Source organism: Ruegeria sp. CDSB013, assembly GCF_059611165.1.
On record NZ_JBXWPA010000002.1, the window covers coordinates 303,816 to 317,054 of the forward strand.

Genomic DNA, 13,239 nt, shown 5'->3' on the forward strand with positions numbered 1-13,239 from the left:
CTGCGCGGGTTTAAACCCCGCCGCAACGCCTCCTGCCAAATCACAATAAGGTGCCGCTGCCAATGATTCCACGCTATTCCCGCCCCGATATGGTCGCCATCTGGTCGCCCGAATCCAAGTTCCGCATCTGGTACGAGATCGAGGCCCATGCCTGCGACGCCATGGCTGATCTGGGCGTGATCCCGCGCGAGAATGCCGAGGCTGTCTGGAAGGCCAAGGATGTGGAATTCGACGTGGCGCGCATCGACGAAATCGAAGCGGTTACCAAGCACGACGTCATCGCCTTCCTGACCCATTTGTCCGAACATGTCGGCAGTGAAGAGGCCCGTTTTGTCCATCAGGGCATGACCAGCTCGGACGTTCTGGACACTTGTTTCAACGTGCAACTGACCCGCGCCGCCGACCTGCTGATCGCAGATCTCGAAGGTCTGCTGGCTGCACTGAAACGCCGCGCAATCGAACACAAGGACACGGTCCGCATCGGCCGCAGCCACGGTATCCACGCAGAGCCAACCACCATGGGCCTGACTTTCGCGCGTTTCTACGCCGAGATGGACCGCAACCTGTCCCGCATGCGCGACGCCCGCGCTGAAATCGCCACTGGCGCGATCAGCGGCGCGGTCGGCACCTTCGCCAATGTTGACCCGCGTGTGGAAGAGCATGTCTGCGACCAGTTGGGTCTGGTGCCCGAGCCGATTAGCACTCAGGTCATCCCGCGCGACCGTCATGCTGCGTTCTTTGCCACGCTGGGGGTTATCGCCAGCAGCATCGAGAACGTTGCCATCGAAATCCGCCACATGCAGCGCACCGAGGTGCTGGAGGGGGCAGAGTTCTTCTCGATGGGTCAGAAAGGCTCCTCAGCCATGCCACACAAGAAAAATCCGGTGCTGACCGAGAACCTGACCGGGTTGGCCCGCATGGTGCGCGCGGCAGTGATCCCGGCGATGGAAAACGTGGCGCTCTGGCACGAGCGCGATATCTCGCATTCCTCAGTCGAACGCATGATCGGGCCGGATGCCACCATCACACTGGATTTTGCACTGTCGCGACTGACAGGTGTGATCGACAAGATGCTGATCTTCCCCGAGAACATGCTTGAGAACATGAACAAGTTCCCCGGCTTGGTTATGAGCCAGCGGGTTCTGCTTGCGCTGACCCAAGCAGGTGTCAGCCGCGAAGATGCCTATGCCATGGTTCAGCGCAACGCGCTGAAAGTCTGGGAACACCGCACCGATTTCAAAGAAGAACTGCTGGCAGACGCGGACGTCACCGCCGCGCTGAGCCCTGAAGAAATCGAAGAGAAATTCGATCTCGGCTATCATACCAAACACGTTGATACGATCTTCGCCCGTGTGTTCGGCGAATAAACCGCGATTGATCAAATGCTTCGCAGGGCCCGGTTCGCGTGACGTGATCCGGGCCCTGCTCTTTTGCCAGACAGGCCAAAACAGGCTATGATGCCCGCGTATGTCCGGACAGGAGAAACACGATGATCCGCACTTTGATTTGCGCTTTGGCTCTTAGTTGTTCAGCTTCCGTTGCTTTGGCCTGCAGTGGCCATTCCAAGCAAACCCAGTCCTGCGCGCCGGGCACGTATTGGGATGCAGAAGCCCATACCTGCGCCAAAATTGTGAATAGCTGAGAAAAAATCTTCCTATTCGTGAATAAACGCGAGCCTTCGGTTGTTAGCTTTTGAGAAGAACGCACTATGCTTTCTGTAAGTAGCCCATACAACGGAGTAGGAATATGCGCCTAGTACTCGCTTCAGCCATCGCCCTTCAGGCCTTCGCATTCGCGCCGGTCGCGATTGCCGCTGGTGGCGGTGACAGCAGCCCGCCAAAGCCGACCAACACGACCAAGAAGTGTTTCTTCGGTCGCGTCTATGACAAAGACGCCGGACGGTGCGTGAAGCCGGACAAGACCAACTTTACTGAAGACGAACTTTACGACGCTGTGCGCGAACTGGCCTATGACGGACAGTTCGAAAATGCACAGGACATCCTGCGCATCATGGATCAGGATGATGATCGCGTGTTGACCTACTGGGGTTTCACCTACCGCAAAATGGGTGAGCTTGATCTGGCGAATGCCTTCTATTCGAACGCCATTGAGGCAAATCCCGACAACATACTGGCGCGCAGCTATATGGGTCAGGGCTTTGTCACCGAGGGCAAAACCGATCTTGCCATCGCACAGTGGCGCGAGATCAAGGCGCGCGGCGGTGAAGGCACCTGGGCCGAGGCATCCCTGCGCGAGGCGATCCGCACCGGGCTGACTTACAACTATTAAACTTCAGCCTTTCTTTACCCGACTCTCCGTAATCTGCCTGTGGAACAGAAACTTGGCACCACAGGCAGATGCAGGACACAAACTCTTTGGTTCAACTGGCACCGGGGACATCAAAACCCGCAGCCGACGCCCAGAACGACGCGCCCCGCGTCGTCCCCAAGGCGCTGAGCAACCGACAAAAAGCCGCCGTCGTGGTGCGTCTTTTGTTGAATGAGGGCGCAGATATCCCCCTGGAAGAACTTCCCGACGATTTGCAGGAAAAGCTGACGCACCAGCTGGGTCAGATGGGCCTTGTGGATCGCATCACGCTGGCATCCGTCGCACATGAATTTGCCGAAGCGCTGGACAGTGTCGGCCTGTCTTTTCCACATGGGTTGGCCGGTGCTCTGGACGCAGTCAGCGACCGGATAACGCCTGCAACAGCGGCCAGGTTGCGGAAAGAAGCCGGGGTGCGCCAGGTCGGGGATCCGTGGCAACGGCTGCGCGAAATCCCGACAGAAGATTTGGCCGCCATCGCTCTGGCCGAAAGCACTGAAATTGCGGCGGTCATGTTGTCCAAGCTTGAAACTGCGAATGCCGCGCAACTTCTGGGTCACCTGCCCGGCCCGGTCGCGCGGCGCATCACCTATGCCGTGTCCAAAACAGCCAACATCACGCCCGAGGCGGTTGAACGGATTGGCTGGTCGTTGGCGGCGCAACTTGATCGACGCCCGGCCACGGCCTTTTCGGATGGCCCCGGCGCGCGGGTCGGTGCGATTCTGAACCAATCAGCCGCAGCGACGCGCGACGGGCTTTTGACGGCCCTGGACGAAGAAGACACCGACTTTGCAGCTCTGGTGCGCCAATCGATATTCACCTTTGCCCATATCCCGGCCCGCATCCTGCCCCGGGACGTGCCTGCGATTCTGCGTGGCGTGGAACAGGCAGACCTTGTTACCGCCCTGGCCGGAGCCCAGGGCGAAGATGATAAATCAGCGGTCGAGTTTCTGCTGTCCAACATGTCCACGCGTATGGCGGATAACCTGCGCGAAGAAATCACCGAACGCGGCAAGGTGAAACTGTCCGAAGCCGAAGACGCGATGACCCTAGTCGTTGTTGCAATTCGAACACTGGTGGATGAAGGCGCACTAGCGTTGATCGAAGAGGATAGCGAAGAGTGACCGGCAAGTCCGATCCGGCAAGTCAAAGCATGGCTTTGGTTTGCAACGCTTGTGGTTGCGGTTTCCGCCTTGTATGTCTTGCCCGGCAAATCGCAACAGCCGGTGAGACCTATTCATGCCCGTCGAAAAGTCGGAACTAAGCCGCACAGAGCTTAGAAAATACTACATCACTGGATTGTTCATGAAGGGCGTCATCGGGACCTTGCGGTTGCTGCCCTATGAAGCTCGCCTGGCCACCATGGGCGCAATCGCACGTGGACTTTCACCGTTGATCGGCTTTACCAAACGCGTGCGCAGCAACTTGAAATTGACCCGCCCTGACCTGTCAGAGGCCGAGGTCAACAGAATTTGCAGTGCCGTTCCGGACAATGCCGGTCGCGCGATTATGGAGCACTTTTCGCCCGAAGGGTTCACCGAACGTCAGCGCACGGCAAAGGTAAGCGGTTCGGGTGTTGCCGCATTTGACACTGCCGTCGCCGAAGGGCGACCGATCATGATGATCACCGCGCATTTTGGTCACTATCTTGCAGCACGCATCGCCCTGCAGGAACGCAGCGGTCAACCGATTGGGTGCCTCTATCGCCGCATGGCGAATCCTTATTTCAACGACATGTATGTCGAGGCGTTCCATAAGACCGGCTCGCCGATGTTCGAACAGGGCCGTCGCGGAATGGTCGAGATGGTTCGGTCGCTCAAGAAAAATGGGATCATCGCAATCGTATCCGATCTGCACGCCCATGGCGGTGAAGAGCTGACATTCTTTGGTAAGCCCGCCGTGACCTCAGTCCTGAATGCAGAACTGGCAATGAAATACAACGCTGTCCTGATCCCGTGTTATGCGGTGCGGCAACCAAACGGCGTGGATTTCGAAATCGTGCTGCACGATCCGGTGCCGCATACAGACCCCAGAACCATGACCCAGTTCACCAATGACGACCTTGAGGCCATGGTAAGACAGCATATGGGTCAGTGGTTCTGGATCCACCGGCGCTGGAAAGCCTGGAACGGTTTGGGCGTTCAGCCCGAGGATATGCCCTGATTACTTGACCCGCGCGGCTGCCACAATCGGGCCGTGCCCTGCCCTTTGCACCAGCACAACTGCCGGAAAATCCGTGTCGACGGTTACCGAAAACGCCTGAGGCGCGACGCCGTCCCATTGACCTGCCATATGCCAGGCCTCGACAACATTGGCATAGTCCAGATCGTGGCCAGCCAGCTCTCCACGTCGGATCGAGGCATGGCGCATCGGTGAATACTGAATGACCCGGATGTCATAGGTTTCTCCGGCCGGCAGTTCGACCGGCGTCACATCCACCGATACATCATCACCCGAGCGCACGGCCGTCACGGATGCTTGCGGGGTGGCCTTGAGATGTGCATTGATCAGGCGATCCAGCTCCCGCGATTGCGCCCCGACCACATCCTGCTGCCCATTCACCACCATCTGAGGCGTATAGATCATCGACCGCCCACCTTCTCGCGCATAAGTGCGCTGGCGCAGAGTGTGATCCGGGTCGGCATATTCGTCCTTCCAGCCGATGTAGTCCCAGTAATCCACATGCAGTGCCAGGCCGATCACATCGTCGCGTTTGGCCAAATCATGCATGATCCGGTCGGCAGGCGGACAGGACGAACAGCCCTGAGATGTGAACAACTCAACCACAACCGGATCGCCCTCGGCCAGGGCTGCTGTAGAGAGAAACAAGGAAACTAGCGCTGTCGCGCGAATGGATCTGAACATTACGGGTCTCGGGCCTTTGGCTGGGTGTACTGCCCGGTTTAAACGCAAGCCCGTTCAACCTCCAATCAACGTTTCTTGAGACATGCGACCATCGTTACCCTTATATTTTGTGTGCAATGGTATACATAACTCAACAAGCTCACCACCTTGGTCCTTGAACCAAAGGCTTTGGTGATGCAGATAACTATTAGCGAATCCCGGGATCTAAGTCATTTCAGAGGGAGGCCACAGATGCCCATCAAAGTCGGACAAGATACTGCCAAAACACGCCGCAACCTTAGCGTGAATGGCAAATCCATTTCATATTACTCGATCCCTGCCGCGCAAGAGGCTGGTCTGGGTGATTTTTCCAAGCTTCCCGCCGCGCTGAAAGTGGTTCTGGAAAACATGCTGCGGTTCGAGGACGATGGCTTTTCTGTTGCGGTCGACGATATCAAAGCCTTTGGCGAATGGGCAACCAATGGCGGCAAGAACCCGCGCGAGATTGCGTATCGCCCTGCCCGCGTGTTGATGCAGGACTTTACCGGCGTTCCGGCTGTTGTTGATCTGGCCGCGATGCGCGATGGCATCAAAGGACTGGGCGGTGATGCACAAAAGATCAACCCGCTTAACCCGGTTGATCTGGTCATCGATCACTCGGTCATGATTGATGAATTCGGCAACCCCCGCGCGTTCCAGATGAACGTGGATCGCGAATATGAACGCAACATGGAGCGTTACCAGTTCCTGAAATGGGGTCAGTCGGCATTCAACAACTTCCGCGTTGTCCCCCCCGGAACCGGTATCTGCCATCAGGTGAACCTGGAATATCTGGCCCAGACCGTCTGGACCGACACCGACCAGAACGGCGACGAAGTCGCCTACCCCGATACGCTGGTTGGTACCGACAGCCACACCACAATGGTCAACGGTATGGCCGTTCTGGGCTGGGGCGTCGGCGGGATCGAGGCCGAAGCCGCGATGCTGGGCCAGCCGATCTCGATGCTCATCCCCGAGGTTGTCGGTTTTGAGCTGACCGGCGCGATGGTCGAAGGCACAACTGGCACCGACCTTGTTCTGAAGGTCGTTGAGATGCTGCGCGAAAAGGGCGTGGTGGGCAAATTCGTCGAGTTCTATGGGAGCGGTCTGGACCGCTTGCCGCTGGCCGACCGCGCGACCATTGCCAACATGGCGCCCGAATATGGCGCGACCTGTGGCTTCTTCCCAATCGACGGTGAAACACTGCGCTACATGCGAAACACCGGCCGTGATGAGGATCGTCTGGCACTAGTCGAAGCCTATGCCAAGGAAAACGGCCTGTGGCGCGATGAAAACTATGCGCCCATCTACACCGACACTCTGACGTTGGACATGGGCACAATTGTTCCCGCAATCTCGGGGCCAAAACGTCCACAGGACTATGTTGCGCTGACCGACGCCAAAGCTGCCTTTACCAAGGAAATGGCCGAAACCTTCAAGCGCCCGATGGGCAAGCAGGTCGTGGTCAAGGGCGAAAACTACGGCATGGAATCGGGCAAGGTTGTGATCGCCTCGATCACCTCGTGTACCAACACTTCGAACCCTTATGTGATGATCGGTGCCGGCCTAGTCGCAAAAAAGGCGCATGAGCTAGGCTTGAACCGTCAGCCGTGGGTCAAAACATCGCTGGCCCCCGGTTCGCAGGTTGTGTCTGAATACCTTGAGGCAGCAGGCCTCCAGCAACATCTGGATGCCATCGGGTTCAACCTGGTTGGTTATGGCTGCACCACATGCATCGGCAACTCTGGCCCGATCCAGAGGGAGATCAGTGAAGCGATTGCCGAAGGTGATCTGGTCGCGACCTCGGTTCTTTCAGGCAACCGCAACTTTGAAGGCCGGATTTCGCCGGACGTGAGGGCCAACTATCTGGCCTCGCCGCCGCTGGTCGTAGTCTACGCACTGGCTGGCACCATGGATATCGACCTGACATCCGAGCCGATCGGCCAGGACAAGGACGGCAATGACGTCTTCATGAAGGACATCTGGCCAACTCAAAGCGAAATTGCCGAGCTGGTGCAAGAAACTGTCACCCGCGAAGCGTTCCAGTCGAAATATGCGGATGTCTTCAAAGGCGATGAGAAATGGCAAAGCGTTGAGGTTCCGCAACAGGAAACCTATGACTGGCCGCCGACTTCGACCTATATCCAGAACCCTCCCTATTTTCAGGGAATGGGTGCCGAGCCGGGCACGATCACAAATATCGAAGGGGCCAAGGTATTGGCGGTTCTTGGGGACATGGTCACGACCGACCACATCTCACCCGCAGGGTCTTTTGCAAGCACCTCGCCTGCCGGTCAGTACCTGATCGAACGTCAGGTACAACCGCGTGAGTTCAACTCCTACGGTTCCCGCCGCGGCAACCATGAGGTCATGATGCGTGGTACCTTCGCCAACATCCGCATTAAGAATGAAATGCTGGACGGCGTCGAAGGTGGCTATACCAAAGGTCCTGACGGCGAGCAGGCTTCGATCTACGACGCTTCGATGGCCTACCAGGAACTAGGCCTTCCGCTGGTCGTCTTTGGTGGTGAGCAATACGGTGCCGGTTCATCCCGGGACTGGGCTGCCAAAGGCACGGCCCTGCTGGGCGTCAAAGCCGTGATCGCCGAAAGCTTTGAGCGTATCCACCGGTCCAACCTGGTTGGCATGGGCGTGATCCCGTTCGAGTTCACCGGCGGCGACACCCGCAAGACACTGGGCCTGACTGGCGATGAAACCGTATCAATCCACGGCTTGGATTCGGTCGAGCCGCTGCAAGAGGTGCCCTGCACCATCATCTTCGGCGACGGAACCGAGAAAACGATCACGCTGAAATGCCGGATCGATACCGCGCCCGAGATCGAATACATCGAAAACGGCGGCGTGCTGCAATATGTGCTGCGGAACCTTGCCAAGGAAGATTAAAGCAACAAAGCCCCGGCCAATGCGCCGGGGCTTTTTCTTGGGTGCCAGCGCAACTAGCAGAAATAAGAAACAGATCGCGTGCAGCAGGCACGCTCCGGATGGCAACGGATCAGATCACTGGCTGGCTTTTTCCAATGCCGGGCGGATCCTGCTTTCGATGACGCGCTGCGTGATCGGACCGGCAAAGCGCAGAATGATCGTGCCCTCTCCGTCGATTACATAAGTTTCCGGTACACCGTAGAGACCCCAGTCCAGCGCCATGCGTCCTTGCTCATCCCGTCCGATGGCTTCGTAAGGGTCGCCCAGTTCGGTCAGAAAACCTTCGGCATTGGCCAACTGATCCTTGTAGTTGACGCCATAGACCGGGATGCCCTCTTCGGACAGCGCCTCAAGGTTGGGGTGCTCAGCCCGGCAGGGCGCACACCAGCTGGCCCAATAGTTGACCAGCTTGACCTCACCATCACGCAGGGTGTCATCGTCGAACAACGTTTTGCCCGGAAACTCTGTCAGAACGACAGGTGGCGCGGGCTGCCCTTCGCGTGCAGATGGCAAGGCATCGGGGTCATCCCGGAACATGCCAATGCCGGCCAAAACGGCAAAAGCGCCGAAGATCAACGGCGGCGCAATCATCAGGGGTGAGATTTTAGCCATTGCGCGACATCCTGTGTTCGACCTTTTCCATTTCCGCCCGGACTTTGCGCCCGCGCATTACGCTGAGAACGACCAGTGCAATCAGCAACCCCAGCGAGGCAGCATAGGACCACAGGACCGCGTCGGCATATTTTCCAAGATCTGGGATCATCCGTTTAGCCTTTCTCGCGCCAGCAGCGCCTTGATCCGTCGCGCCCGGATTTCTGTTCCTGTGCGATACAGAACCAACGCAATGAACAGCAGCACAAATCCGATGATGCACAGCAGCAGCGGGTAGAAATAGATGTTGCTGACCTTTTCTTCAGTATCCGAACCCGTGACGGCAGCAGCGCGCATCACAGAGGCTCCTTGGTGCAGACCTTGGTTCCAGAAGTTCACGGCATAGCGGCTGAGCAACGCAAAAACCGAACCTACCAGACACAGGACCGAGGTCAGATCGGCGGCTGTGTCGGCATCTTCGATCGCTTCCCATAGCGCCACGTAGCCCAAATAGAACAGGAACAGGATCAAGAACGCGGTCAAGCGCGGATCCCAGGCCCACCACGTGCCCCACATCGGTTGCCCCCAAATCGCGCCGGTTGCCAGGGCGACCATGGTCATCACGATACCGACCGGCGCAGCGGCCCGGGCTGCCAGCGCGCTGACATGGTGACGCCGTACAAGCCAGATCAGCGAGGTCGCCAGCATCATCAGCCAACAATTAATCGCCATCAGCGCCGCAGGCACATGCAGATAGATGATCTTGACCGTCGAGCCCTGTTTGTAGTCATCCGGTGTGAAGAAAAAGCCCCAAACCAGCCCAACGAACAGACACACAAAAGAAGTCATCCAGAAGAACGGCAGGATCCGCTCGCTGGTCACGAGGAATTTGCGCGGGTTAGCGTATTCCCAGAGGGTATTGGCTTTGGCTGCGATAGACATGGGCTCTATTTAGTCCGACTCGTGTTTGTTCTCAATTGACATCAGTCAAACTGCGACAGCGTCACCGAAGGTTGATCCGCAATACTGCTGCGCTGGCAAAAGGCAACAGCGCAATCGTGGCGGCGGTGATCCCCGCCAGCATCAAAAGCGGCGTCTGCGTTTCCATCCCCGTGGCACCACGGCGCGCGACCTCGGCCCCGAAGATCAGTGTGGGAACATAAAGCGGCAGAACAAGCAATGACAGCAATAGACCACCACGCTTTAGGCCGACTGTCAGAGCTGCGCCGAAGGTCCCGATCACACTCATGGCCGGGGTGCCGACCAAAAGTGAGATCACCAGCCAGAAAAATCCCGGCACCGGCAGGTTCAACAGCACACCCAGAAACGGCGCGGCCAGAACCAGGGGCAAACCCGTCGTTAACCAGTGGGCCAGCGCCTTGATCGTCACAACCGCCTCAAGCGGCAAGGGCGCCGTTGCTAGCAGGTCAAGCGATCCGTCTTCCCAATCCAGCGCAAGCAGACGATCAAGCGACAACAGGCAAGCCAACAGCGCGCCCAGCCAAAGCACACCCGGCGCAATTGTCGACAGCAGCGAAGATTGCGGGCCGACAGAGAACGGCACCAGAACGGTTACAATCAAAAAGAATGCAAGGCCAAGACCAAAGCCCCCACCCGCGCGGAAGGCCAGTTTCAGGTCGCGCAGCAGCAGTGCGATCACAGGAAGCCTCCGTCAAAGTCGTCGATAGGTTTTGGCTTGGCTTTGTTAGGACCCACATCCAAAACCGCCCCGTCCAGGCCCAGGTCAATATGGGTTGCGATCAGGGCCGAACCGCCCTGCCCCAGATGGGCACGAACGGTATCGGCGAACATCTGGACGGCGCTTTTGTCCAGTGACACCGTCGGTTCGTCCAGCATCCAGATCGGCCGCCCGGTGACCAGCATCCGGGCCAGTCCAAGGCGACGTTTCTGCCCGGCGGACAAGTTTCCCGCATGGCGGTCCGACAGCTCGTTCAAAGCAAAGGCATCCAATGCCGGTTGGATGTCATTTGTTCCAAAGACCGAGGCCCAGAAGATCAGGTTTTCCACAACCGTCAACGTTGGCTTCAACCCATCGGAGTGAGAGGCGTAGGCGATCTGATCTTCGGCCCCGTCAATGGTTCCGCTCAACGCCGGCTGCAACCCCGCCAGCGTGCGCAGCAAGGTCGTTTTTCCGATCCCGTTCGGTCCACGCAGGATCAATGCCTGACCGGGTCGAAGCGAGAAGTTCAGCCCCTCGAGCACGGGGATGCCCCCGCGGGTGATGGCAAGATCGGATACGGTCAGTGTCATACGGTCCGGCTTATCTTATTGCGCATAGGGGCAAAAGGCGGGATTTGCCGCAGGGTGACACCTGATCCGCTTTCAAATGACCGCGGTAGCGAGGGGCCAGCCCCTCGCTCTCTCCTGGGTATTTTTGGCCAAATGAAGCGGTTCCTGTCAGGTGGGAAGCAAAGCCAGCGCGATGCGACGGCCTTCGGAGAGCAGTACATTATAAGTCCGGCAGGCTGCGGGTGAGTTCATGATCTCAACGCCCATGCCGGCCTGCTCGAGCGCCGCTCGAAGGTCAGAGGGGATGTGGGCCAGATCAGCGCCCGTTCCGATCAACAGGACATCCACATGCCCAGCCAATGCAAGCAAAGAGGATTGATCGTCGTATCCGCCCCAACCAGTGGTGCCCGATGGACCGGTTAGAACCGCCCCTTGGTGAACCTGGCCACCAATACGGAAAAAGCCGGGCCCGTAGCCATCAACCGGTGTTGCGTTGTTATATGTGATCTCATTCAACCGCATGGATATCTTCTATGCCCCAAAGCGGCAGGCCCGACAAGGCAGCAAGGGCGATGACCACATAAGCCGCGGCACGGTAGAGCTTTGCCCTTTCCGGATTGAATAGCCATCCGCCCAGCCAATTGCCCAGAAGGTTCGGGGCGGACAGAGCCAAACCCAAAACGACACTGTCGAGGGTCACACGCCCCATGCCGGACAGGAAGCCAAAGATGAGAAAATCGAATCCAAAAAGGAACAGCAGGATTGTGGCCCGGATAACCTCTACAGGAAGTGGGCGAGACATGTAGAACAAGATCACCGCCGGTCCAGGCAACCCAGCGACGCCACCGAGAAAGCCCGCAGCGCCACCGATTGCGGTCACCATCGCGCGCCGCACGCGGCCTTGATAGCGTAATCCGAGGATCAGGATTGCAAGCATGAATAAGGCCAGAAAACTGACCGCGTATCGAAAAACCTCAGGTTCGACCTGCGTAAGGACCCACAGGCCAACGGGCAGGACCAGGGCGCAGCCCAGCAGTAACCGTGCCAGGTCGCCGCGGTCCACGACGCGCCACGCCCGTCGCAGGTTGGGGAGTGGCCCGAAGATATCCATGATCGTCAGTCCGATCAGCGCCCCAAACGGGCCGAGGAACGGTGTGGCCAGAGGTAAAAAAATCAGCGCGGTGCCAAAGCCGGAAAACCCGCGAACGATGCCACCCAATGTCGCTGCAAAAAGGATAACGGCCAGCCCCGTGGGGGATTGGCCGAGAAGATCAGGCATCCACATTTGCGAACTGGTTGCCCGCGTTGTTGGATGGCTTAGACCAGTCGCGCTTAACGCCCAGCCACAGCAGAATGGTCGAGGCCACAAAGACCGAGGAATACGTCCCCACGATCACACCCCAGATCATCGCGAAGACAAAGCCGCGGATCACGTCACCGCCCAGCACATAGAGCGAGATCAGAGCCAACAGGGTGGTAACCGAGGTCATTACTGTTCGACTGAGTGTTTCGTTGATCGAGATATTCAGAACCTCTTTGAGGTCCTTCTTCTTGTACTTCCGCAGGTTCTCGCGGACGCGGTCGAACACGACCACAGTGTCGTTCAGCGAATAGCCAACGATGGTCAACAGCGCGGCGATGATAGCCAGGTCGAACCGGATTTGCAGTTCCGAGAAAATCCCAATTGTCAGGATCACGTCATGCACCAGCGCGGCCACAGCGCCCAAAGCGAACTGCCATTCGAAGCGCAGCCAGATGTAGACAAGCACCGCCCCGATCGCCAACACCACCGCGATAACGGCAGTTTGGATCAGCTCACCGGAGACTTTGGGGCCGACGGATTCAACGCTTTCAAATGGTAATTTGAGGCCTGGATCAGCAGCGGCAAGCACCTCGCCGACCTGAGTGATCACGTCCGATGTAACTGCCTCGGCGTCTTCTTGCGCCTGGATACGGATCATCGCGACATTCTCATCCGGTCCAAAGTTTGGATCGAAGATCTCTGTGATTGTCACATCCCCCAATTCCAACGGGGCAAGGGCGTCACGATAAACTCCAACATCAATCTCTTGGGTGCTTTGCGTCCGGATCGTTGTGCCACCGCGGAAGTCGATGCCGAAGTTCAGCCCCTGAAGCATGAAGGACGTGAACGCCACGATCATCATCAAAGCCGAGATACCCAGCCAGATTTTCCAGCGGCTGAAGAAATCGAACGAGGTATTCTGGGGTACGAGTTTCAGTCTCATG

Annotated in this window: 14 protein-coding genes; 5 read left to right on the forward strand and 9 right to left on the reverse strand. The window is 57.9% G+C overall.

Annotated features, from left to right (window positions below):
- Positions 1 to 62: 62 nt before the first annotated feature.
- The 4 genes from purB (at position 63) to AC2FJF_RS05015 (ending at position 4,488) form a co-directional block, all read left to right on the forward strand.
- Positions 63 to 1,367 carry an adenylosuccinate lyase gene (purB, locus tag AC2FJF_RS05000; RefSeq protein ID WP_496723482.1) on the forward strand — a complete coding sequence of 435 codons (1,305 nt, stop codon included), beginning with the start codon at positions 63 to 65 and terminating at the stop codon, positions 1,365 to 1,367.
- A 379-nt stretch (positions 1,368 to 1,746) separates the two neighbouring features.
- The gene (locus AC2FJF_RS05005; RefSeq protein WP_496723484.1) at positions 1,747 to 2,289 is read left to right on the forward strand and encodes a tetratricopeptide repeat protein; all 543 of its coding nucleotides are present in this window, start codon (positions 1,747 to 1,749) and stop codon (positions 2,287 to 2,289) included.
- 68 nt (positions 2,290 to 2,357) lie between these two features.
- The gene (locus tag AC2FJF_RS05010) at positions 2,358 to 3,449 is read left to right on the forward strand and encodes a flagellar motor switch protein FliG (protein ID WP_496723486.1); all 1,092 of its coding nucleotides are present in this window, start codon (positions 2,358 to 2,360) and stop codon (positions 3,447 to 3,449) included.
- A gap of 115 nt (positions 3,450 to 3,564) precedes the next feature.
- Positions 3,565 to 4,488 (forward strand): lysophospholipid acyltransferase family protein, encoded by a 924-nt coding sequence (locus AC2FJF_RS05015; RefSeq protein WP_496723488.1) that lies wholly within the window; start codon positions 3,565 to 3,567, stop codon positions 4,486 to 4,488.
- Here the strand turns inward: AC2FJF_RS05015 and AC2FJF_RS05020 are convergent, their stop codons facing one another.
- The gene (locus tag AC2FJF_RS05020) at positions 4,489 to 5,190 is read right to left on the reverse strand and encodes a DUF1223 domain-containing protein (protein ID WP_496723490.1); all 702 of its coding nucleotides are present in this window, start codon (positions 5,188 to 5,190) and stop codon (positions 4,489 to 4,491) included.
- 231 nt (positions 5,191 to 5,421) lie between these two features.
- Here AC2FJF_RS05020 and acnA point away from each other — a divergent pair, with 231 nt between their 5' ends.
- Positions 5,422 to 8,112, forward strand: a complete 2,691-nt coding sequence (gene acnA / locus AC2FJF_RS05025) for an aconitate hydratase AcnA (RefSeq protein ID WP_496723491.1) — start codon at positions 5,422 to 5,424, stop codon at positions 8,110 to 8,112.
- Positions 8,113 to 8,226: 114 nt separating this feature from the next.
- Here acnA and AC2FJF_RS05030 read toward each other — a convergent pair whose 3' ends face one another.
- From AC2FJF_RS05030 to secF, 8 genes are all read right to left on the reverse strand, one after another.
- Entirely contained in the window at positions 8,227 to 8,763 is a 537-nt protein-coding gene (locus AC2FJF_RS05030; RefSeq protein WP_496723493.1) for a DsbE family thiol:disulfide interchange protein, read from the reverse strand.
- A complete protein-coding gene (gene ccmD, locus AC2FJF_RS05035; protein ID WP_496723495.1) occupies positions 8,756 to 8,914 on the reverse strand; it encodes a heme exporter protein CcmD in 159 nt (52 codons plus the stop codon). The genes AC2FJF_RS05030 and ccmD overlap by 8 nt, the downstream gene beginning before the upstream one ends.
- On the reverse strand, positions 8,911 to 9,684 hold the full coding sequence (locus AC2FJF_RS05040; protein ID WP_496723497.1) for a heme ABC transporter permease: 774 nt from the start codon (positions 9,682 to 9,684) through the stop codon (positions 8,911 to 8,913). The genes ccmD and AC2FJF_RS05040 overlap by 4 nt, the downstream gene beginning before the upstream one ends.
- A 61-nt stretch (positions 9,685 to 9,745) precedes the next feature.
- A complete protein-coding gene (ccmB, locus tag AC2FJF_RS05045; RefSeq protein ID WP_496723499.1) occupies positions 9,746 to 10,402 on the reverse strand; it encodes a heme exporter protein CcmB in 657 nt (218 codons plus the stop codon).
- Positions 10,399 to 11,013, reverse strand: a complete 615-nt coding sequence (gene ccmA / locus AC2FJF_RS05050; RefSeq protein ID WP_496723501.1) for a heme ABC exporter ATP-binding protein CcmA — start codon at positions 11,011 to 11,013, stop codon at positions 10,399 to 10,401. Before ccmA ends, ccmB begins: the two co-directional genes overlap by 4 nt.
- Positions 11,014 to 11,160: 147 nt before the next feature.
- A complete protein-coding gene (locus tag AC2FJF_RS05055) occupies positions 11,161 to 11,514 on the reverse strand; it encodes an Mth938-like domain-containing protein (RefSeq protein WP_496723503.1) in 354 nt (117 codons plus the stop codon).
- Positions 11,501 to 12,271, reverse strand: a complete 771-nt coding sequence (locus AC2FJF_RS05060; RefSeq protein WP_496723505.1) for a sulfite exporter TauE/SafE family protein — start codon at positions 12,269 to 12,271, stop codon at positions 11,501 to 11,503. Before AC2FJF_RS05060 ends, AC2FJF_RS05055 begins: the two co-directional genes overlap by 14 nt.
- Complete coding sequence (gene secF, locus AC2FJF_RS05065; RefSeq protein WP_058277475.1) at positions 12,264 to 13,238, reverse strand: protein translocase subunit SecF; 975 nt, start codon at positions 13,236 to 13,238, stop codon at positions 12,264 to 12,266. Before secF ends, AC2FJF_RS05060 begins: the two co-directional genes overlap by 8 nt.
- Between the last annotated feature and the right edge of the window lies 1 nt (position 13,239).